General features: G+C 38.3%; 23 protein-coding genes. 21 read left to right on the top strand and 2 right to left on the bottom strand.

Going from position 1 to position 22,419, the window contains the following annotated elements; genetic code table 11:
• Window positions 1–4 precede the first annotated feature (4 nt).
• Genes hisD through hisIE form a run of 7 tightly spaced genes read left to right on the top strand, consistent with a single transcriptional unit; the run spans window position 5 to window position 5,690 of the window.
• Window positions 5–1,294 carry a histidinol dehydrogenase gene (gene hisD, locus CACET_RS00890; RefSeq protein WP_044826038.1) on the top strand — a complete coding sequence of 430 codons (1,290 nt, stop codon included), beginning with the start codon at window positions 5–7 and terminating at the stop codon, window positions 1,292–1,294.
• Window positions 1,287–2,363: a histidinol-phosphate transaminase gene (gene hisC / locus CACET_RS00895; protein ID WP_044826171.1), complete on the top strand. Its 1,077-nt coding sequence runs from the start codon at window positions 1,287–1,289 to the stop codon at window positions 2,361–2,363. The genes hisD and hisC overlap by 8 nt, the downstream gene beginning before the upstream one ends.
• Before the next feature lie 11 nt (window positions 2,364–2,374).
• Window positions 2,375–2,965: an imidazoleglycerol-phosphate dehydratase HisB gene (gene hisB, locus CACET_RS00900; RefSeq protein ID WP_044826039.1), complete on the top strand. Its 591-nt coding sequence runs from the start codon at window positions 2,375–2,377 to the stop codon at window positions 2,963–2,965.
• A gap of 19 nt (window positions 2,966–2,984) precedes the next feature.
• Window positions 2,985–3,590: an imidazole glycerol phosphate synthase subunit HisH gene (gene hisH, locus CACET_RS00905; RefSeq protein ID WP_044826040.1), complete on the top strand. Its 606-nt coding sequence runs from the start codon at window positions 2,985–2,987 to the stop codon at window positions 3,588–3,590.
• Window positions 3,587–4,294 (top strand): 1-(5-phosphoribosyl)-5-[(5-phosphoribosylamino)methylideneamino]imidazole-4-carboxamide isomerase, encoded by a 708-nt coding sequence (gene hisA, locus CACET_RS00910; RefSeq protein WP_044826041.1) that lies wholly within the window; start codon window positions 3,587–3,589, stop codon window positions 4,292–4,294. Before hisH ends, hisA begins: the two co-directional genes overlap by 4 nt.
• Window positions 4,295–4,298: 4 nt before the next feature.
• Window positions 4,299–5,057, top strand: coding sequence for an imidazole glycerol phosphate synthase subunit HisF (gene hisF / locus CACET_RS00915; protein WP_044826042.1), 759 nt, complete (start codon window positions 4,299–4,301; stop codon window positions 5,055–5,057).
• Between the two features lie 9 nt (window positions 5,058–5,066).
• A complete protein-coding gene (gene hisIE, locus CACET_RS00920) occupies window positions 5,067–5,690 on the top strand; it encodes a bifunctional phosphoribosyl-AMP cyclohydrolase/phosphoribosyl-ATP diphosphatase HisIE (protein WP_044826043.1) in 624 nt (207 codons plus the stop codon).
• Between the two features lie 145 nt (window positions 5,691–5,835).
• Here hisIE and CACET_RS00925 read toward each other — a convergent pair whose 3' ends face one another.
• Window positions 5,836–7,206: a sodium-dependent transporter gene (locus CACET_RS00925; RefSeq protein ID WP_044826044.1), complete on the bottom strand. Its 1,371-nt coding sequence runs from the start codon at window positions 7,204–7,206 to the stop codon at window positions 5,836–5,838.
• Between the two features lie 493 nt (window positions 7,207–7,699).
• On the opposite strand from CACET_RS00925, the gene fsa reads away from it, so the two are divergent.
• The 6 genes from fsa (at window position 7,700) to CACET_RS00955 (ending at window position 13,340) form a co-directional block, all read left to right on the top strand.
• Entirely contained in the window at window positions 7,700–8,344 is a 645-nt protein-coding gene (gene fsa, locus CACET_RS00930; protein ID WP_044826045.1) for a fructose-6-phosphate aldolase, read from the top strand.
• Window positions 8,345–8,637: 293 nt separating this feature from the next.
• On the top strand, window positions 8,638–9,651 hold the full coding sequence (glpX, locus tag CACET_RS00935; protein ID WP_044826046.1) for a class II fructose-bisphosphatase: 1,014 nt from the start codon (window positions 8,638–8,640) through the stop codon (window positions 9,649–9,651).
• Between the two features lie 195 nt (window positions 9,652–9,846).
• On the top strand, window positions 9,847–10,815 hold the full coding sequence (gene glpX, locus CACET_RS00940; RefSeq protein ID WP_044826047.1) for a class II fructose-bisphosphatase: 969 nt from the start codon (window positions 9,847–9,849) through the stop codon (window positions 10,813–10,815).
• 141 nt (window positions 10,816–10,956) lie between these two features.
• Window positions 10,957–12,285 carry a transcription termination factor Rho gene (gene rho / locus CACET_RS00945; RefSeq protein WP_048407513.1) on the top strand — a complete coding sequence of 443 codons (1,329 nt, stop codon included), beginning with the start codon at window positions 10,957–10,959 and terminating at the stop codon, window positions 12,283–12,285.
• Between the two features lie 147 nt (window positions 12,286–12,432).
• Window positions 12,433–12,630, top strand: coding sequence for a 50S ribosomal protein L31 (gene rpmE / locus CACET_RS00950; protein ID WP_044826048.1), 198 nt, complete (start codon window positions 12,433–12,435; stop codon window positions 12,628–12,630).
• A 122-nt stretch (window positions 12,631–12,752) separates the two neighbouring features.
• Window positions 12,753–13,340, top strand: coding sequence for a thymidine kinase (locus tag CACET_RS00955; RefSeq protein WP_044826049.1), 588 nt, complete (start codon window positions 12,753–12,755; stop codon window positions 13,338–13,340).
• 525 nt (window positions 13,341–13,865) lie between these two features.
• On the opposite strand, the gene CACET_RS00960 is transcribed toward CACET_RS00955, so the two are convergent.
• Window positions 13,866–14,411 carry a hypothetical protein gene (locus CACET_RS00960; RefSeq protein ID WP_044826050.1) on the bottom strand — a complete coding sequence of 182 codons (546 nt, stop codon included), beginning with the start codon at window positions 14,409–14,411 and terminating at the stop codon, window positions 13,866–13,868.
• A 425-nt stretch (window positions 14,412–14,836) separates the two neighbouring features.
• Here CACET_RS00960 and CACET_RS00965 point away from each other — a divergent pair, with 425 nt between their 5' ends.
• From CACET_RS00965 to CACET_RS01000, 8 genes are all read left to right on the top strand, one after another.
• Window positions 14,837–15,772, top strand: coding sequence for a DUF1385 domain-containing protein (locus CACET_RS00965; RefSeq protein ID WP_044826051.1), 936 nt, complete (start codon window positions 14,837–14,839; stop codon window positions 15,770–15,772).
• A gap of 60 nt (window positions 15,773–15,832) precedes the next feature.
• On the top strand, window positions 15,833–16,711 hold the full coding sequence (gene prmC / locus CACET_RS00970) for a peptide chain release factor N(5)-glutamine methyltransferase (protein WP_052661535.1): 879 nt from the start codon (window positions 15,833–15,835) through the stop codon (window positions 16,709–16,711).
• A gap of 140 nt (window positions 16,712–16,851) precedes the next feature.
• Window positions 16,852–17,925 carry a peptide chain release factor 1 gene (prfA, locus tag CACET_RS00975; RefSeq protein ID WP_044826052.1) on the top strand — a complete coding sequence of 358 codons (1,074 nt, stop codon included), beginning with the start codon at window positions 16,852–16,854 and terminating at the stop codon, window positions 17,923–17,925.
• Between the two features lie 83 nt (window positions 17,926–18,008).
• Complete coding sequence (locus CACET_RS20310) at window positions 18,009–18,416, top strand: hypothetical protein (protein ID WP_048407514.1); 408 nt, start codon at window positions 18,009–18,011, stop codon at window positions 18,414–18,416.
• Between the two features lie 128 nt (window positions 18,417–18,544).
• The gene (locus CACET_RS00985; protein ID WP_242846960.1) at window positions 18,545–19,282 is read left to right on the top strand and encodes a ZIP family metal transporter; all 738 of its coding nucleotides are present in this window, start codon (window positions 18,545–18,547) and stop codon (window positions 19,280–19,282) included.
• A 93-nt stretch (window positions 19,283–19,375) separates the two neighbouring features.
• Window positions 19,376–19,816, top strand: coding sequence for an FHA domain-containing protein (locus tag CACET_RS00990; RefSeq protein WP_044826053.1), 441 nt, complete (start codon window positions 19,376–19,378; stop codon window positions 19,814–19,816).
• Window positions 19,817–21,025: an FtsW/RodA/SpoVE family cell cycle protein gene (locus tag CACET_RS00995; protein ID WP_044826054.1), complete on the top strand. Its 1,209-nt coding sequence runs from the start codon at window positions 19,817–19,819 to the stop codon at window positions 21,023–21,025.
• The gene (locus CACET_RS01000) at window positions 21,012–22,418 is read left to right on the top strand and encodes a peptidoglycan D,D-transpeptidase FtsI family protein (protein WP_044826055.1); all 1,407 of its coding nucleotides are present in this window, start codon (window positions 21,012–21,014) and stop codon (window positions 22,416–22,418) included. Before CACET_RS00995 ends, CACET_RS01000 begins: the two co-directional genes overlap by 14 nt.
• Window position 22,419: the final 1 nt, after the last annotated feature.

A 22,419-nucleotide genomic window follows, 5' to 3' on the forward strand; every position in this document is an offset into this window, starting at 1 on the left:
AGGAATGATAGATATAATCAACGGCAGCAAGGATGAGCTTTTTGCCACCTTAAAGGAAAGAAGTACTGTAGACTTCAAAGATTATCAACCTCAGGTGGATGAGATATTGCAGGGCATACAGGAGAGAGGAGACGAAGCGCTGCTGGAGTATACAAAAAAGTTTGACGGGGCAGTATTTACACCACAACAAATAGCTGTTACGGAGGAAGAGTTTCAAGGAGCTTATGATGAAGTAGCAGAGGGCTTTGTAGCAGCCCTTAGGCTAGCGATTAAAAATATAAGAGAATACCATGAGAAACAAAAGCAGAATTCATGGTTTACCTCCTCAGAAGGAGTTTTTCTAGGTCAGAAGGTAAGCCCTATAGCCAGCGTGGGGATCTATGTACCTGGAGGAACTGCCGCTTATCCTTCTTCTGTATTGATGAATGCTCTGCCGGCTATTGTAGCAGGAGTAAAGCGTATCGTCATGGTGACACCACCAGGAAAAGAAGGTAAATTATCTCCTGGGGTATTGGTGGCAGCTAAGGAGTTAGGAATTAAAGAGGTTTACAAAGTAGGCGGTGCTCAAGCAGTAGGCGCACTGGCCTTTGGTACCCAGAGTATCCCTAAGGTAGATAAGATCGTAGGACCGGGAAATATCTATGTAGCTACGGCAAAAAGAGCTGTCTATGGCTATGTAGATATCGATATGATTGCAGGGCCCAGTGAGATTTTAGTGTTGGCAGATGAATCCGCTAACCCTAGATACGTGGCGGCAGATTTGCTATCTCAGGCAGAGCATGATCCACTGGCATCTTCCTTACTGATCACCACCAGTGAAGTACTAGCAGAAGAAGTTAAAGAAGAAGTTCTTCGACAGACTGCTTTATTGGAAAGAAAAGAGATTATTGAAAAATCTTTAAAAGACTATGGCAAAATCATTTTGGTCAAGAACCTAGAGGAAGCAGTAGCCTTCGCCAACGAAATAGCACCAGAACATTTGGAACTATGCGTAGAAAAGCCTTTTGAAGTGCTAAACAGCATCGAAAATGCAGGAGCCATCTTTTTAGGGCATTATACACCAGAACCTTTAGGGGATTATTTGGCAGGACCAAATCATGTGTTGCCCACCAGTGGGACAGCGAAGTTTTATTCGCCCCTATCGGTAGAGGATTATATGAAAAAGTCTAGTGTCATCTATTACAGCCAAGAGGCTTTGAAGAAGGTAAAAGATGAGGTAATGATATTAGCGGAAGCAGAGGGGTTAACAGCCCACAAAAATTCAATTAAAGTGAGGTATGAAGAAAATGATTAATAATTTAGTAAAGGAAAATATAAAAAGCCTTGTACCTTATGAAGTGAAGGAATGTGAAACTGTAGCAAAGCTGGACGCCAATGAAAACAACAATGTTGATTACCTACTAAATCAAAAAATTGCAAAGGCTTTGATGGGATTAAAGGTCAACCAATATCCTGATAATGATTGCTGTGAATTAAGAAGAATTTTAGGAAAGCAAGTTAGGCTATCCCCACAGCAGTTGATGATTGGCTGTGGCTCTGATCAAATTATCGCACTGATTCTTCAGGCTTTTATAGGAGAAGGGGATAAAATTTTAGTGCATACTCCTACTTTTGGTATGTATAAAATTTCCACACAGATCGTAGGGGGTACGACGATAGAGGTACCTCTAGGGGAGGACTTTGCCTTCGATTATTATAATTTCGTGAAGGTGATGAGAAAAGAAGAGCCAAAGGTAGTATTTTTAACTAATCCCAACAATCCCACAGGGGGAGTGATTCCTAGAGAACAAATCATTAAAATCATAGAGTATTCTAATGGCATTGTAGTGATTGATGAAGCTTATGTAGAGTTTTATGGAGAAACTACAATGGATCTAGTAAACTATTATCCTAACTTGATTGTGTTAAGAACCTTATCCAAAGGTTATGGTCTAGCGGGGGCTAGGGTAGGCTACGCTGCGGCCTCTAAGGAACTGATGGGGATCTTGTACAAGGTAAAGCCTCCTTACAATGTCAGCAACTTAAGCCAACTGGCGGCGAAGGTATGTCTAGAAAATAAGGACGTATTGGATAGGGTTATCCAAGAAATTGTTGCAGAGCGGGACAACATTGCTCTTCAGCTTAGTGAAATACCAGACATAAAGGTATACAAAAGTCATGGAAATTTCCTTCTATGTAGAATAGGGAAGGCCAAGGAAGTGTATCAGTACTTAGCAGAGCACAAAGTATTGGTGAGATACTTTGGAGAAGAAGGTCCATTAAAAGGGTGTATCCGTATCACGATTGGAACCAAGGAAGAAAATCAGCTGGTGATTAAGCTGTTGATGGAGGCACTAGGTGCAACGAAGGAAATAGCAGTGTAGGGGGATAAAAAATGGAGAAGAGGCAAAGTAGCCTAAAGCGGACTACAGCAGAAACAGATATTCATATTAATATAGATATAGATGGGAAAGGTAAAAATTGTATTCGTACAGGAATAGGCTTTTTCGATCATATGCTGCAACAAATTGCTAAACATGGTTTTTTAGATTTAAATATAGAAGCCAAAGGGGATCTAGAAGTAGATTTCCACCATACGGTGGAGGATGTAGGCATATTGCTGGGCCAAAGCATACAGCAGGCTTTAGGAGATAAGAAGGGGATTACCCGCTATGCAACAGTTTTTACCCCTATGGACGAGGCTCTTTCCATGGTGGCTATTGACATTAGCGGTCGCCCTTATCTTCACTACGAGGCAGACTTTGCAGGAGAAATGGTGGGAAGTTTTGAAGTACAATTGGTGGAGGAATTCTTTAGAGCAGTGGCCTTTAATAGTGGCATGACACTGCATGTCAGAAACCTTTACGGAAGAAATAATCATCATATGATAGAGAGCATGTTTAAGGCCTTTGGCAGGGCTTTGGATGCTGCTACTAGATTAGATCCACGGATAGAAGGGGTCATGTCCACCAAGGGACAGTTGTAAATAGATAGGGGTGAAGGAAATGATTGGCATTATTGATTATGGCATGGGAAACTTAAGAAGTGTAGAAAAGGCCTTTGAAAAAATGGGATACAAGGCTTTTGTATCCGATAAGATCGAGGAGCTAAAGGAAGCGAAAGGATTAATCATTCCAGGGGTAGGCGCTTTTTATGATGCCATGAAAAACTTAAAGGAAAAAGGCTTAGAACCTTGGCTATTAAAAGAAGTAGAAAAGGGAAAGCCATTTCTAGGAATATGTTTAGGGATGCAGATTTTGTTTTCCTATGGTTATGAAGTAGAAAAAACAAAAGGCCTAGATATGATTTTAGGGGATATTGTAAAAATTCCTGCCGGTAGAAAGATCCCTCATATGGGGTGGAATCAACTAAACATTACGGAAGACAGTAAAATTTTAAAGGGGATTGAGAGCAATCAATACGTTTATTTTGTACACTCCTATTATGTAAAACCCCATGAAAAGCATGTGGTAAAGGCGGTTACCGATTATGGTATAGATCTGCCAGCAGTAGTAGAGAAGGGAAATATTTATGGACTTCAGTTTCATCCAGAAAAAAGTGGAGATACAGGGTTAAAGATACTAAAGAATTTTGGGGAGTTGATAGGGTGATCATTTATCCAGCGATAGATATTAAAGATGGAAAGTGTGTTAGGTTAACGCAAGGAAAATTTGATGAGGAGAAGGTATACTTTGAAAATCCTCAACAAGTGGCAAAACTATGGCAGCAAAAGGGTGCAGAAATCTTGCATGTGGTTGATCTAGATGGAGCTTTGGAGGGACGGTCTAAAAATCTTTCAGTGATTCAGGAGATTGTCAATTCTGTAAATATTCCTGTGCAACTGGGGGGAGGGATTCGAAGTCTTGAAACAATCAAGGCGTTGATGGCCTTGGGAGTAGATCGTGTGATTATTGGCACCAAGGCGATACAAGATAAAGCAATGCTTAAAGAAGCTGTAGAAGCTTATGGTGATAAAATTATTGTATCTATTGATGCAAAGGATGGTTATGTAGCTATAGACGGGTGGACAAAGACCAGTGAGGTTAGTGCTATAGACTTTGCTTCGGAGATAGAAAAAATAGGGGTAGCGACCATCGTTTATACGGATATTGCTAGGGACGGTATGCTAAAGGGACCTAACTTTGAAGCTATACAGCATTTGCAAAGTCATGTAAAGGTGAATATTATTGCTTCCGGTGGAGTTTCTTCCCTGGAGGACTTAAAGAAGCTATCAGAGATTGGTGTAGCTGGAGCAATTGTAGGAAAGGCCCTTTACGAGGGTAAGGTAGACCTAGAAGAAATAAAGGTGGGATAAGCATATGATTACCAAAAGAATTATACCTTGTCTAGATGTTGATCAGGGCAGGGTAGTAAAAGGTGTAAACTTTGTAAATCTTAGGGACGCCGGTGATCCAGTGGAGGTGGCTAAGGCCTACAATCTACAGGGGGCAGACGAAATTGTGTTTTTAGATATCACTGCTTCCAACGAAGAAAGAAACATTATACTGGAAGTAGTAAAAAAGACTGCGGAGGAGGTTTTTATACCTTTGACAGTTGGTGGGGGAATTCGAAGCGTAGAAGACTTTAGGGAAGTCTTAAAAAGTGGTGCCGATAAAGTCTCCATCAATTCAGCTGCTGTAAAGACCCCCTCCATCGTTACAGAATGTGCAAAACTCTTTGGTTCTCAGGCAGTGGTGGTAGCCATCGATGTTAAGAAACAGCAGAATGGCAGCTACCATGTTTATGTGAAGGGCGGCAGAGAAGATACTGGGCTGGAGGCCGTTGCATGGGCAAAGGAAGTGGAGAGGCTAGGGGCAGGAGAAATCTTGCTTACCAGTATGGATAAAGATGGCACCAAAAGCGGCTATGATTTAGAGATTACTAAAAGTATCAGCGAAGCTGTAAATATACCAGTGATTGCTTCAGGAGGAGCTGGCAGTATGGAGGATTTTTTAGAGGTATTTACCGAAGGCAGCGGAGACGCAGCATTGGCTGCATCTTTGTTTCACTTCAAAGAAGTAGAAATTGGAGAGTTAAAGGATTACTTGAAAAAAAATGGAATTAATATGAGAAGGTAGGGGAATAGGATGGAAGGGCTAAAAAATTTGAAATTTGACGAAAATGGACTTATTCCTGCCATTATTCAGGATGAAAAAAGTAAGGAAGTTTTGATGATGGCTTATATGAATGAAGTATCGTTAAAAAAGACCCTCGAGACAGGGGAAACTTGGTTTTGGAGTCGTAGTCGTGGGGAACTATGGCACAAAGGGGAAACCTCAGGACATATCCAGACAGTAAAAGAAATAAGTTATGATTGTGACGGCGATACGCTGTTGGTGAAGGTAACGCAAGAAGGTGTTGCCTGTCACACTGGGGCAAAGAGCTGTTTTCATAACCCCATTTATATGACAGAATCACAGGAAGTTGTAGGGGCAGAAGTCCTACAAAAACTTTATGGAGTCATTGCGGATCGTAAAGAAAACCCTAAGGAAGGTTCTTATACCAATTATCTCTTTGAAAAAGGCATCGATAAAATATTGAAAAAGGTTGGGGAAGAGACGGCAGAAGTAATCATTGCTGCAAAGAATCCTGATGCAGGGGAACTGATTTATGAGTCCAGCGATTTAATCTACCATCTATTGGTGTTATTAAAGGAAAAAGAGGTTTCACTGGAAAAGATTTTTGAAGAATTAAAGAAGAGATCTAAGTAAGCAAAAGAGACGTACCTTTGCCGGTACGTCTCTCTTGCTTTGACTCTGACGACTACTAAACCTTGGGGAGTTAAGAGTGCGTTTGACTTTTAATCCAGAGTCTGTAGATGATATTATATCATATAAATCTGTTCGATACTATGTCTTAGAAGAATTTATCAACCCAACCCATAACCATAACGACAGCAATACCAAGTGGAACAAGATATTTGATTAAAACATCAAACCATCCACCAAGTTGAATAGCACTCTTATTTCGGGCAACATCTGCTCTAAGCTTCTTAGCAGTATATACATGACCTGCATAGATAGCTGTTAAAAGACCACCTAGCGGTAATAGAATACTTTCTTGAAAGATATCTAATACATCGAAGAAAGGCATTCCAAACATTTGGAAATTTACTTCATTCATACTAATGGTTGCAGGTACACCAAGGATAAAGATTAAGATACCTACAATTAAAGAAGCTTTTTTACGATTCCATCCCTTTTCATCTACTACCCAAGCAACCACCACCTCTAGTAAAGAGATAGCAGAAGTTAGAGCCGCTACTGCCAACAATAGGAAGAAGGCTGCTCCAAAGAAGGTACCTCCAGGCATAGTAGCAAATACACCAGGTAGTGTAATGAAGGCTAAGCCAGCACCAACATTAGGTTCAAAACCAAGGGCAAATACCGCTGGGAAGATAGCAAAACCAGCTAATAAAGCAATACCTGTATCCAAACCAACAACCCAAGCTGCATTGTCAGAGATTTCTTCCTTATCACCTAAGTAACTTCCATAGGTAATCATACAACCCATACCTAAACTTAATGTAAAGAAGGCTTGCCCTACAGCTCCTAAAATAGATTGAGGAGTAAGTTCCTTAAAGTCTGGTGTTAAGTAGAAGGCAATTCCTGCACTTGCACCAGGTAATGTCATAGATCTAACTACTAAAGCTAATAATAATACAAAAAGTGCGGGCATTAAAAACTTAACAGTTCTTTCAATACCTTTAACAACCCCAGCTGCAATAACGCCAAGGGTAAGAATCATAAAAATACCATGCCACATTACTGTAACTCCAGGATTTGTAATATGTCCAACAAAAGTACCTACAAAGTCTGTTCCGGTTCCAAGAGAACCGCCAAGGGTTTTAAAGAAATAAGATAAGGCCCATCCTGCAACAACAGAGTAAAAAGATAAAATAACAAAACCTGCTAATACTCCAAGAGCTCCTGTGATCCACCAAGGAGTTCCTGGTGCTAAATCTTTAAAAGCACCGATAGCATTTTTGTGGGTTTTTTGTCCTAAGGACATTTCAGTAACCATCATAGGATAACCAATTAAAAATATAATGACCAAATAAACAATTACGAAAGCTGCTCCACCATTTGTACCAACAACATAAGGAAATCTCCAAATGTTACCAAGACCTACCGCTGAACCAGCAGCAGCTAAGATAAAAGCTACCCGAGATCCCCACTGTTCTCTTTGCGGGGCATCATTTAGTGTTTTACCTTCATTTGCATTCATATAAATTCTCCCTTCTTTTTAAATTTTTTCCTAACAAGTTTAAATAAAGGAAACTTGTTAAAATTTTTAGAAAATTTAAATTAATTATACTAAGTTATTATACAATGATAATAGGATAGATGCAAGTACTTTTTGAAAACTTTAGCAGGAGAATGGCTTGAAATTTATGGATTTTGTTAATGATTCTTAGTTTTTTTTGAAAGAATCAAAAAAAGTTGGCTAGAGGAATTAATTGGTATGTGTTATGATAAATACGTAATGAAAAGAATGAAAAGACTAACTAAAGGGAATGAACTACTACTAGCACGATGGCTATACTATGAAAAAAATATATTAAGTTGCAATAAAACTTTTACAACTCAGTGTGAGATAGTGGAGTCATGGGGACGGTTCGTCTTTTTTATGTGCATGAGGAACTGTTCCTGTGGCGTAGGGAATGCAACCTATATAGTTTAAAAGAAAGTAAAAATTTTAGAATAGTGAGGGGATAAGAATGAAACTGTTTATTGATACTGCCAATGTAGATGAAATAAAAGAGGTGGCCAGCTGGGGAATCTTAGAAGGGGTGACCACCAATCCTTCCCTGATTGCTAAAGAAGGTAGAATTTTCAAAGAAGTAATAAAAGAAATTACAGAAATTGTAGATGGACCGATTAGTGCAGAGGTTATCAGCTTGAATTCAGAGGAAATGATTCAAGAAGCAGACGAATTGGTAAAGATCCATGAAAATATTGTTATCAAGATACCGATGACAGAAGAAGGTTTAAAAGCAGTGAAGGTTTTAGCGGGCAAGGGAATTAAAACCAATGTTACATTAGTTTTCTCTGCTAATCAGGCTCTGATGGCTGCAAAGGCAGGTGCCACCTATGTCAGTCCTTTTTTAGGAAGGTTAGATGATATCGGACATACAGGAATCGATTTAGTGAAGGAAATTGTTGATATTTTTGATCTCTACTTGATAGAAACAGAAGTGATAGCTGCCAGTATTCGACACACTGCTCATGTTGTTGAGGCAGCAAAGGTAGGTTCTCATATTGCTACCATCCCTTATGGGGTTTTTAAACAAATGATAAAACATCCTTTAACCGACAGTGGAATAGAAAAGTTTTTAAAGGACTGGGAAAAAGCAGCAAAGTAAAAAAGGGTAAAATACCCTTTTTTTTTGTATCCTTAATATACTTGAGAATTTACTTGCATTAGTATATTATATTTATAGCATTACCTTATAAAGTATAACATAATGATATACTTCAAAACATAATAACTGATATAGATACTTACTTTTCATAGGCGTTAACTTAATACAATTATTATCAAAATTCTCTTGACCTGTCATCCTTCACTACGTTTTGCTCCACTCAGGATGACAAATTATGGCTTAAGTTAACGCTAATGACTTACTTTTAAAAGATGAAGGAGGAAATAAAAAGTATGGATAGAAGTTTATCCTTAGAATTAGTAAGAGTAACGGAAGCGGCAGCTCTAGCTTCTGCTTCTTATATGGGCAGAGGTGACAAAGAAGGAGCAGATCAGGCGGCGGTAGATGGCATGAGAAGTACTTTTGCCGGCCTTTCTATTAAAGGTACGGTTGTCATCGGTGAAGGGGAATTGGATGAAGCACCTATGTTATACATAGGTGAAATCGTGGGATGCAGTGAAGAAGAAGAAATGGAAGTGGATATTGCAGTAGATCCCTTAGAAGGTACGAACCTTATTGCTAAAGGCTTACCTAATGCCATTGCAGTAGTAGCTATGGCTCCAAAGGGTTGTCTTCTTCATGCACCAGATACGTATATGGAAAAAATTGCAGTAGGACCTAAGGCGAAGGGAGCTGTAAGTATCAAAGCCTCTATTCGTGAAAATCTTGAGGCTGTAGCAAAAGCTTTGGATAAAAACATCGAAGATGTGACGGTAATGATTCAAGATCGAGAAAGACATGAAAATATGATTAAGGAAGTTCGAGAGGCAGGAGCCCGCATCAAGCTTTTTACCGATGGAGATGTGGCGGCGGCAATGGCTACAGGTTTTGAAGAAACTGGTGTAGATATTATGATGGGTATTGGTGGTGCACCTGAGGGGGTTATCGCTGCTGTAGCACTAAAATGTCTTGGAGGAGATATGCAGGGGATTCTGCATCCTATGAGTGAAGAGGAAGTTCAGCGGTGTAGTGAGCTGGGGCTGACAGAAGAAGACGTCAAAAAGGTTCTGACCCTGGAGGACTTAGTTAGCAGCGATGATTGTTTTTTTGCTGCTACTGGTATTACACAAGGAGACCTGCTGAAGGGTGTGTTGTATTTAGGTAATAATAGAGCTCAAACACATTCGGTGGTGATGAGGGGAGCAACAGGAACCATAAGATTTATAGAGGCTATTCATCGGTTGGATAAAAATGATACGATTATTCAGATGATGAAAAAACATGCCAATTTTACAAAGAAGTCATAAACGTTAACTTAATACAATTATTCCCAAAATTCTCTCAAACTGTCATCCTGAGCGTAGTGAAGGATCTTGAAATAACCAGGAACTTTGCTAATTCTAAGATCCTTCGGCTACGCCTTGCTCCGCTTAAGATGACAAATTATGGTTTAGATTAACGCTAATGATTAAAGAAGGAAAAGTAAAAAAGGAGGGGAAAGTATGGATCGTAACTTAGCCTTGGATTTGGTCAGGGTTACAGAAGCAGCAGCTCTGGGGGCTGCAAAGCATATGGGTAGAGGAGATAAAATTGCTGCTGATCAGGCCGGCGTAGACGGAATGAGGAAGATGTTTGATAACTTAGATATTGATGGTGTGGTAGTAATTGGTGAAGGAGAAATGGATGAAGCACCTATGCTGTATATCGGAGAAGAAGTGGGAAAACGGGGGGCAGACTGTATTAAGGTAGATATTGCAGTGGATCCAGTAGAGGGAACGAACTCTGTAGCAAAGGGGCTGCCTAATGCCATTGCGGTAGTAGCTATGGGACCTAGGGGCTCTTTACTAAACGCTCCAGATATGTATATGGATAAGATTGCGGTAGGTCCTAAGGCTGCTAATCGGGTACATATAGATGCACCTATTCATGAAAACCTAAAGGCAACAGCAGAGGCTTTAAATAAGAGTATTACCGATTTAACTGTGACGATGCTGGATCGACCAAGACATGAAGAAATCATAAGACAATGTCGTGAAGCAGGCACCCGGATTAAGCTTTTTAAGGATGGTGACGTGGCAGCGGCGTTGGCAACTTGTTTTGAATATACTGGTGTAGATATTATGTTGGGCAGTGGAGGTGCACCAGAGGGAGTTATTGCTGCTGCGGGTCTAAAGTGCTTAGGGGGACAGTTTCAAGGAAAGCTGTTAGCCTATGAAGAGGAAGAAAGACAAAGATGTATAAAAATGGGTGTGGATGTTAATAAAGTACTATATATGGAGGATTTAGTAAAGGGAGATGAAGTGTACTTTGCTGCCACAGGTATTTCTGATGGGGAGCTGTTAAGAGGTGTTACGTATAAAGGAAATAATATAGTAAAAACTCATTCCGTTGTAATGCGATCAAAAACAGGAACCATACGCTTTATTGAAGCGATTCATAAATTGGCAAAAAAGCCCAAATATGCTTATTAATAGATTGTAAAAACACTTAAATTGACGCTAATAATTGACAGTTATAGTAAAACGTGATAGCATATTTTAGAAATGATATGGTGTGGAGGGAAAAGATGAAGTTTTTTGTCTCCACACTATTGATGGATTGGAGGTGTTATATTGGACAATACTGAGCTACAAGAGATGAAGTTGTCAGAGCTTCGAGAAGAAGCTAAAAAGCTAGGAATTAAAAATTTTGCAAAATATAAAAAGGCGGAACTAATAGACTTGTTAATAGAAGAAAAGGAAAAAAACAAAGTTATTCCCATAGATGCTACTAAAGGAAATAAAACGACAGAATTACCTCAGCATCTTTCAGATGAAATCCCTGAGGGGGAAGAGATGAACATTGCAGAAGGTATATTAGAGATTCACCAGGACGGTTATGGATTTTTACGAAGGGAAAATTACCTCTCGAGTGATGGTGATATATATATATCGCCTTCGCAAATTAGAAGGTTTAACATGAGAACAGGAGATAAAATCTCCGGTATAACAAGACCTCCTAAAAGCGGAGAAAAGTTTAAAGCTCTTCTTTATGTGAAAAACATTAATGGATTAAATCCAGAATCTGCTATTCAAAGACCAAACTTTGAAGATCTTACCCCTATTTATCCCCAAGAACGAATTAATTTAGAAAGCGATACAAAAGAATTATCTACGCGATTAATCGACTTAATTGCCCCTATTGGTAAGGGACAAAGAGGGATTATTGTGGCCCCTCCAAAAGTAGGGAAAACCATTTTGCTACAGAAAATCGCTAACAGCGTTTCTATTAATTACCCGCAAATTGAGATTATTGTACTATTAATTGATGAACGACCTGAGGAAGTGACAGATATGCAGCGCTCTATTAAAGGAGAAGTTGTTTATTCTACTTTCGATGAACTTCCAAGTCATCATATTAAAGTAGCAGAGATGGTATTGAATCGTGCCCAAAGATTAGTAGAACATGGTAAGGACGTATTGATTTTATTGGATAGTATCACTAGGCTGGCAAGAGCCTATAACCTCACCATTCCTCCTACAGGAAGAACCTTATCAGGAGGGTTAGATCCAGGAGCTCTTCATAAACCTAAAAGATTTTTTGGTGCTGCTAGAAATTTGGAAGAAGGAGGCAGCCTTACAATCATAGCTACTGCTTTGATTGAAACAGGAAGTAGGATGGACGATGTAATTTTTGAGGAATTTAAGGGTACCGGCAACATGGAACTTCACTTAGATCGTAAGTTATCAGAAAAAAGAATATTTCCGGCTGTTGATATTAATAAGTCTGGCACTAGAAGGGAAGAATTACTACTAAGTCAGACGGAGATGGAGGCTATTTGGAGTATTAGGAGGGCTATGAGCAGCAATCCTGTACAAGAGGTAACGGAAAAAATTGTAAACTCCTTGATAGAAACCAAGAAAAACAACGATTTTGTAGAGTTAATTAGAAAAAAGATCTAAATAAATATCTCTTGTCACCAAAAAAGTTATATGCTATAATGTAGTAGTTGTATTGCTGAAAGTTATGAACCTATTGTTAACTACTTATAATAATAACAAGCTCATAATGATTTTAACATAAGTTTTTTACGGAAAGAGGTGAAGGTGATGAAGAAGGATATCCATCCAGAGTATAATGAAATAGATGTTTTTTGCGTATGCGGAAACAGTTTCAAAACAAAATCAACTAAAAAGGAAATTAGAGTTGAAATTTGCTCAGAGTGCCATCCTTTCTACTCAGGAAAGCAAAAAGCAGTAGAAAAAGGTGGACGTGTAGAAAAGTTCAAGAAAAAATTTGGTATGTAAGTTTCCTAATAGAAGCAGAAATCCATCAAGGTTAGAAGGAACCCTTTCTAACCTTGATTTTTTTATGAATGTGCACTTCTTAAAGTTAAATTTTAATATACACGATTTTAGGAGATGAGATCATGGTAGATATTACAGAGTACTCCAAGTGGGGCAGCATAGAAGTGATTGTAGGGCCAATGTATGCTGGAAAAACGGAAGAACTTATTAGAAGAGTAAATAGAGCCCAAATAGCCGACTTAAAAGTACTTGTCTTCAAACCAGTCATAGACAGCCGTTACTCTAAAGATAAGGTCACCTCCCATAATGGTAAACAAATAGAATGTCAGGTAGTAGAAAATCCTCAAGAAATTTTAGATTACATAGCTAAGGAAGATTTTGATGTTCTGGCTATAGACGAAGTACAATTTTTTGGAGAAGAAATTATAAATATTTGTCAAGAAACAGCTGATAAAGGGAAAAGAGTAATTGTTTCAGGATTAGACATGGATTTTAGAGGTGAGCCCTTCAGCGTTGCGCCAAATCTCATGGCCGTCGGGGAGTATGTTACCAAGTTAACTGCTATTTGTAAAGTATGCAAAATGCCTGCTACCAGAACCCAAAGACTGGTAGATGGACGACCTGCAAGGTATACTGACCCTATCATCATGGTAGGGGCAAAGGAAAGTTACGAAGCTAGGTGTAGAAAGTGTCATGAAGTAGTAGAGTGAGGGGGAATTTTTTCATGTCTAACGCTCTAATGATTATTGGACTATGTGGGATCGTATTGGGATTTCTTTCTCCAATATTTCGCGTAATTAGTAAAAAACCAAGACGATCTAAGGGATGGATGATTTTTTTTGTTCTCTCTTTTTTGATTTTTATTTTAGGTGTCATTCTAGGGTTATAACAAATCTAAAGCGGGTGCTTACAGTATATTACTGAAATGCACCCGCTTTATTGATAATAGAATCGGAAGTAACTATGCCAATCCTTTTGTAACTTTGGTGGATCATTATTTGTCATTATTCGGTTATCAACGCCTCTCTACTTTAGTTTTTTAACGCAATTGATAAAGATTTTAAATATACAATTAAGAAGATAAGGTACAGCTTTTCTTGTTGACTGGTAGGGAGCTACCGGATTCTATTATATTGTATATATACGTAGAAGAGGGGATGTTTAAACACATATTTTTAAAAAATTCTAATTTTTTTCACATTACATGGTTTTTATTATCCTAGATGATCTAATTTTTATAGTTTGATAAATTGGTTAGCAAAGTTCAAGAAGGTATCTGGATGTCTTAACTCAGATCTTACTCCGCTGTTTTTATGGAAATCTGCCTCCCATTTTTCTAAGTTATTTACTAATTTTAATGCATCTTGGAATACAGGCAGACTGATGCTAATAGATTTTCTGTTGAGTAGAGGGTCAAGTTCAGGATGGTTTTTTGAAATTCTATATAAGACCAACACCCCTTGGTAGACTACCTTTGGCTCATCAGTGGATTCAATCATTTTCATAATATCTGGTATATATTTTCTTACCATGTCTATATCTTGGGGAATGGTAGAAAGAGCTTGGAAGCCATATTGTCTATAAATACTCTCTTCTGTTTCCTTCAAAATTTCAACAATATAGGGAAAAAATTCTCCCATACCCAAATTTTTCACAGCACGAAAATAACTATTTACAGCAGGGCTTTTTTCTGTCATAGCTTTTTTCAAGGCTTCTAACAGTTCACCAGCAGTCTCATGCATAGAATCATCAATCTTTGTATTCAAAAAAGTATTTTCCATTTTTAAAAACCTCCTTTCCATCTTATTTTACCCTTGCACTGATGAAATAATCTTAGAAAAATTTTTCGTTTTTTTAAACTTTTTGGACATAAAGGTATAGGCATAGTAAATTTTAGATAGATAGTATATAATAAAGTAGTAAATAAAATTCTAAGGTATACTCAAAAATTTCTACGAATAAAGTAAGGAATAATAAGATTCTGTATTATCGCAGGATTTTACCTATGTTAAGGATCCTGCTTAGCAAGAATGTTACACTAGAATCATTAGCATTAACTTAAGCCATAATTTGTCATCCTGAGAGAAGTCGAAGGACTTTAGTATTAGCAAAATGACAGTTCCAGAGAATTTTGATAATAATTGTGTTAAGTTAATGTCTATGATACTAGAACTAAATATCTTGAATTAGAAAGGAATTTAAGCTTATGGGAGAAGTTCGACGAACCAGTATAGGGGGGCAAGCCCTAATAGAAGGTGTAATGATGCGAGGACCCAAAGAAGTAGCTATCGTTGTAAGAACACCAGATCAACAACTAACGGTGAAAAAACAGGCGGTTAGCGGCATCGTATCAAAGTATAAACTAAATAAAATTCCTCTATTGCGGGGGGCGGTGGCTTTGATTGACTCTATGGTCTTGGGAATGAGATCTCTAACCTATTCTGCTGAAATGATAGAAGAAGGCATAGAGGATGAAGAACCGGGCAAATTTGAAAAATTTATGGAGAAGGTTTTTAAAGATAAAGCTGGGGATGTATTATTATATATATCGGTTGCAATAGCTATTATGATGTCCATTGGTATCTTTATCATTGTGCCCACTTTTATTGCTAGTTTTTTAGGGAAATATATTAGCAGTAACTTTGCCTTGAATTTAGTAGAGGGAGTTGTTAGGTTGACTATGTTTCTGACCTATATTGTACTCATCTCTAGGATCAAAGATATCCAACGGGTTTTTCAGTATCATGGTGCAGAACACAAGGCAATCTATTGTTATGAACATGGAGAAGAGTTAACTGTAGAAAATACTCGTAAATATACAACACTGCATCCAAGGTGCGGCACCAGCTTTTTATTTATTGTTATGATGGTAAGTATTATCTTGTTTTCCACCGTTGGATGGCCTAATCCTTTAGTTAGGGCGCTAACAAGACTAGCCTTAATGCCGGTGGTAGCAGGGATTTCCTATGAAATCATCAAATTTGGGGGAAGAAGCAATGCTCCTATCATGAAGTTGGTCAACTATCCGGGATTGATGATGCAAAAACTTACTACTTTAGAGCCAGATGATGGGCAACTAGAGGTGGCGATAGAAGCTTTGAAAAACGTACTGGTAGATAACGAAGAAGAAACAAAGTGGTAAAGAGCAATATATTTGATTTTCTGTTAAAGTTGAGAGAAGCTGCACAAGGAGGAAAAGTTATTGATTACAGCAGTTGAAATTTTAAGAGAAGCAGTAGAAAAATTAAAGGCAGCCGATATTGACACACCTCAGTTGGATGCTGAGGTGATTTTGTGTAACCTGCTGCAAGTAGATAGAGTAAAAATTCATATCTATCCAGAAATGGAGATTTCCCAGGAAATTTGTCGCAGATTTTGGATAGATGTTGAAAAAAGACTAAAGCATATGCCGGTGCAGTATATTGTTCACCACCAAGAATTTATGGGATTAGACCTTTGGGTAGAGGAAGGAGTACTTATACCTAGGGGGGATACGGAAATTCTTGTGGAGAAGGTTTTAGAACTATATAAGAAGGACTTCTTTTCTCAAGCCGTTAGGATGATTGAATTAGGTATAGGAAGTGGAGCTATTTCCGTAAGTATAGGTAAGTATATAGAAAAGTGCGAAATTTATGCAGTGGATATCTCTAAAAAAGCATTAGATATAGCAGAAAAAAATATTCTTAAACATCAGATGGATAAAAAAATTACTCTATTGGAGGGGGATCTGTTTCAACCTTTAAAAGAGAAAAACTTAGAGGAAAGCTTTGAATTTATCGTATCAAATCCCCCATACATTCCTAAAGCCATTATATCGACTTTGTCTGAAGAGGTGAAAGACTATGAACCCTCTGTAGCACTGGAGGGGGGAGCGGATGGATTGAATTTTTACCGGAAGATTGTTGATGAATCCCCGGAATTTTTAAGAAAGAACGGATGGTTGGTGCTTGAGATTGGCTATGACCAAGGAGAAAAGCTGAAAAAGATGATGGCAAAGAAAAGGTTTCGGGATATAGAGGTCATTCAGGATTTGGCTGGGTTGGATAGAGTAGTTATCGGTAGAAAACCGAAAAATGCATAGTAGTTTTACAGAAATTATGATATAATATACAGTTGGTAGTTTTAATGGAGACAAACGGAGCCAAGGGAATTCCCTGTGACGTAGCATAATAAATGGTATTAGGTTAATAATTAAAGTTAATGAATATACGAGGTGAAAATATGTTGCAAAAACTTGATTTTTTACAGGAAAAGTATGAAGATTTGAGTGTGAAAATTGGTGACCCTGAAGTAATTAATAACCAAAACTTATGGAAAAAGTTGGTAAAGGAACATTCAGAGTTAGAGCCTATTGTAGAAAAATATAAGGAACTAACCACATCAGAAGAAGCGTTAAAGGAAGCTAAAGAGATTCTTTATGATAAATCCGCTGATGAAGAGTTAAGAGAAATGGCTAAAATGGAGATGGATGAGCTAGGGGATAAGGTAGAAGAATTGAAGGAAGAAATAAAAATTCTTCTATTACCAAAAGATCCAAATGATGAGAAAAATGTTATTGTTGAAATCCGTGCAGGTACAGGTGGAGATGAGGCAGGATTATTTGCTGCCGACCTGTTTAGAATGTATACGAGATATAGTGAAAGAATCGGTTGGAAAGTGGAAATGATGAGTTTGAACGAAACTGGTGTTGGAGGGTACAAAGAGGTCATTTTTATGATCAAAGGAAAAGGTGCCTACTCTAAACTGAAGTATGAAAGTGGTGCCCATAGAGTTCAAAGGATACCAGCTACTGAGTCTGGAGGAAGAATTCATACTTCTGCTGCTACAGTGGCGGTCTTGCCAGAAGTAGACGATGTAGAATTCCAAATCAATGCTAATGATTTAAGAGTAGATGTTTTCAGATCCTCTGGATGTGGAGGACAAAGTGTTAATACAACAGACTCTGCTGTAAGAATTACTCATTTACCAACAGGCTTGGTGGTTTCTTGTCAAGATGAAAAGTCTCAGCTAAAAAACAAAGAAAAAGCTTTAAAAATTTTGAAGGCAAGACTTCAAGATAAAGCGATTCAAGAGCAACAAGATGAGATTGCACAAAATAGAAAAAGTCAGGTGGGGTCTGGGGACAGAAGTGAGCGTATTCGAACCTATAACTTTCCTCAAGGCAGGGTAACGGACCATAGAATCAATGTCACCTTATATAAATTAGACGGATTTTTGGACGGAGATATTAATGAAATGATCGATGCTTTGGTAACTTCTGATCAAGCGGAGAAACTAAAGGCGGTAGAACAATAAAATTCCATATATTTCCTTGAGGATTTTGTCAGTATGTGATATGCTTTTTTAAATAACAATATTAATGATGGGGTGTGGAAGATTTGGATGGGAATGTAGATGTTAAGGAAATGTTTCACTTAATTATCACAAGGTTAGATGACATTCAAAACGACCAGCGGGAAATGAAGCAAGAAATAGGTAGTATGAAGCAAGAAATAGGCAGTATGAAGCAAGAAATGGGCAGTATCAAGCAAGAAATAGGCAGTATGAAGCAAGAAATAGGCAGTATCAAGCAAGAAATAGGTAGTATCAAGCATGAAATGGGTAGTATGAAGCAAGAAATGGGCAGTATCAAGCATGAAATAAAAGGTATAAAGCAACGACTTACAAGAATAGAAGAAACCCAAGAAACCATTAAGAGTTATATTTTTAATGTGGACAATACCTTAAAAAATTGCGAAAAGGATCATAAATTTATAGAACAGTTAAGGAAAATTGCAAACGAGTAGATGAAAAAGCTGATGGATAATGATTACCATCGGCTTTTCTATGCTTTGTTAGATAGTCAAGCTATATTTTTCCCCTTCAAAGAATATATATTTAAAGTAATTTAAAATGGTTTAAGGGGGAGAATACATTGAGTGGTCTGGTGCAAACTACTTTTATTGGTTTTATGGTGGGGGTATTGGGAACTGGCATAGGTGGATCGATGGCTTTTTTGATGCGAAACCCTACAAAGCGGTTTTTAAGTGCTGTTATAGGACTCTCAAGTGGTCTGATGGTGGCGATTGTGACCTTTGAGCTGATTCCTGAAGCCTTTGATATTGGCGGGGTGCTGCCGACTGCTGCGGGAATAGCTTTAGGAGCTTTTACGGCATCTTACATAGATATGTTTATTTCTCGGCTATGGAGAAAAAGCTTTGGGACAAAACAAGGTTATATAAAGACAGCGATTCTTTTAGGTATTGGCATTGCTTTGCATAATTTTCCAGAGGGATTAGCCATCGGCTCTGGCTTTTCTGCCCAAACGAGATTGGGGGTAGGCTTGGCGATTGTTATTGCTCTTCATAATATGCCAGAGGGATTGGCGATGGTGACACCTATGAAGGTGGGGGGATATTCCAGCACAAAAGCTTTTTTACTGACGCTGCTGGCGGGTGCTCCTATGGGGTTAGGGGCTTTTGTAGGAGTGTTGATTGGAGAATATGCCTACGACTTTATTGGTGTATGCCTTGCCTTTGCAGGGGGAACAATGCTATATATAACCTTTGGTGAATTAATTCCTAGAGCCAAGGACCTTCACAGTGGAAGAATATCCACGATTTTTTCCATCTTGGGCTTTATCGGAGGGATAATTATCTCGAAAACATTTTAGTTTTAGTTGTTAATTTATAGCACTTTGGTATAAAATAAGAAAAAGCAAACGCCTTTATTTAAGATAAAGGTGATCTTCGGAAGGTGGTTAATCATGTTCCAAATACTTTCTTGGATAATAAGGTATATATTTATTATCCTTATTTACTACTTTATTTATCATATTATAAAACTAATCTATCTAGATATAAAGCATATCAATAACAAACAAAAGAAACATTTTAATAGTCCCTACTTGAAGTTGGTAAATCGTAAGGAAAGCCTTGGATTTGAAGTCCAAGAGTTTTATGACTTGAAGGATGTCCTTACCATAGGCAGAAGAAAGGATACTGATATCCAGCTTCTGGACAAGTTTATTTCTTCACAGCATGCGAAGATCACAGTAGATGAAGGAGAGTATTTCTTGGAGGACTTAGGCAGTATTAATGGTACTTATTTAAATGGAACCCAGATACAGGACGCTGTCAAGCTTAAAACCGGGGATAGAATTGGTTTGGGGCAGGTTGAGTTTTTGTTTGTAAAAGAGGTGGACTAGATGAGACCTATTACGATTTTGGTGATGATGAATACTTTGTTATTTGGATTATTATATTTATTGGTGGAGCCTTTGGACCCTTCTATTTTAATGGCAGGAGCTATGCTGACGTTATTGATTATTATATCCTATATCATTATTATAAAGGGACATATGGGAGATCAATATTTGTTCTTAATCATATCCACTTTATCTAGTTTAGGGGTAATTATGATCTATAGATTAGATCCTGTTTTTGGCTTTAGACAGATTACTTGGTATGCGGTAGGAGTAATTCTTTATTTCCTTAGCTATGTAATTTTCCGATGGGTGAAAAAATGGGATACTTACCTATATCTTTATATTGGTTTTGGCATTACATTGTTTATTTTGACCTTTGTTCTGGGAACCACAGTGAAGGGAGCCACCAACTGGATTCGGATAGGAGGCTTTACCTTTCAGCCGGCAGAAATTATTAAGTTAAGCTTTATTTTCTTTATAGCCGCTTACTTTACTTATCCAGAAAAGTTGAAAAATGTTTATTATTTTTTGGGGATTGCTTATGTACACATCATTTTCCTGGTGCTACAGAGGGATATGGGTATGGCGATGTTGTTTTACGGAATTTTTGTTAGTATCTTTTACGTTTTTTGTAAAGATAACAAATTACTATTATGTAATTTAGGTGCTTCTATCCTTATTGTTATCTTTGGCTACTTTACCATGACTCATGTTCAAGTTCGTTTTGAAGCATGGCTAAATCCATGGCGTGATATTGCTGGCAGAGGTTATCAGATTACCCAATCTCTTTTTGCTATCGGTACAGGAGGTTTTTTTGGCACAGGCTTAGGTATGGGAAATCCTGACTATATTCCAGAGGTGCATACAGACTTTATATTTTCTGCTATTTGTGAAGAAATGGGAACTTTTGGAGGTATTGCAGTGGTACTACTGTATTTTATCTTGATTTATAGGGCCTTCAAGATTACCTTGGTGATTCCCAATCCCTTTAAAAAGATATTAGCATTAGGAATCACCTTGACCTATAGTTATCAAACCTTTATGATTATTGGTGGAGTAATTAAGCTAATACCTTTGACAGGGATTACGGTGCCCTTTATTAGTTATGGGGGAAGTGCCTTGATTTCTGCATTTATAGCCTTTGGGATATTACAGGCATTATCGAAAAGATCGCTAGAGGTAGAGGAGTTGTTAGATGTTGGAGAATAATAAAAGAATAGTACATCTAATCATAATCACCAGCTTTTTATTTCTAAGTATTATCGGCTATTTAACCTACTTTCAAATTTTTAGAGCTGCCGACGTCATAGACAATCCCTACAACAAAAGGCAGTGGGCTCGTGAAGATAATACACTTCGTGGAATTATTTACGACAGAAGAGGTGTGGCGTTGGCACAGACAGAAATTGTTAATGAAAGACCTGTAAGAAGATACCCCTTCGATCAACTCTATAGTCACATCATAGGTTATAGCTACAGGCAATATGGACGATCTGGCATAGAAGCCTTTTATAATCAACAGTTGATGGCCCTTACCAACGACAGTCCTGTTACCCGTATTCGTGAACAACTGGCAGGAGAAATGGTGAAGGGGAATAACCTTTTGCTGACTATAGACCATGAAGTGCAGAAGACCGCAGAAAGACTCCTAAGGGGGAAAACTGGTTCAGCTGTAGTCATCGACCCCACCACAGGTGAAATCCTTGCAATGGTTAGCAAACCTGATTTTAATCCAAACACTTTAGTCGATGATTGGGGAAACTTGGTGAACGATGAAGGGAGTCCTTTGCTGAACAGAAGCACAGGGGGGCTATATCCTCCAGGGTCTACGTATAAAACTGTAATTACAGCAGCGATTTTAGAAAATCCCCATATCCTAGATGAGCACTATGATTGTACTGGAAGTATCACTATAGATGGTTATACCCTATCGGACTATGGAAATACAGCTCATGGTAGATTAGATTTAACCGAGTCTCTAGTGGTTTCTTGTAATACCAACTTTGCTAGAATGGCAGTAGATTTGGGAGAAGCTAGGATTACAGAAATAGCAAGAAGATTTTTTATGGAAAAATCCATACCAAGTGATATTCCCATCAGGCAAAGCAGGTTTCCTTACGAGGGTGGGATTCCTACCACTGATTTAGCAGCTGTAGGTATAGGGCAAGGAAAATTATTGGTAACACCCCTACACATGGCCCTGATTGCAGGAACTTTTGCTAACAATGGGGTAATGATGGAGCCCTATATTATAGAAGAAATACAATCGGCGGAAGGACGAACAGTGGAGAGGAAAAATCCACATCGGCATGAGATTGTTTCACATGAAATTGCTGCACAGGTAAGGGATATGATGATAGCCGCTGTTGCTAGAGGAACTGGAAGAAGAGCGGCCATTTCAGGAACCACTGTAGGAGGAAAGACAGGAACTGCTGAAAATGCCACTGGAAGAAGTCATGCATGGTTTATAGGCTTTGCCACTAGAGGGGAAAGACAAGTAGCAGTGGCGGTAATTTTGGAAAGCTCAGGGGAAACTGGAGGGACGGCGGCAGCTCCCCTTGCGAGAGAGATGATGCAGGAGGCTTTACGAAGGAGTGACTAAA

This window comes from Clostridium aceticum (genome assembly GCF_001042715.1).
GTDB classification, from domain to species: domain Bacteria; phylum Bacillota; class Clostridia; order Peptostreptococcales; family Natronincolaceae; genus Andreesenella; species Andreesenella acetica.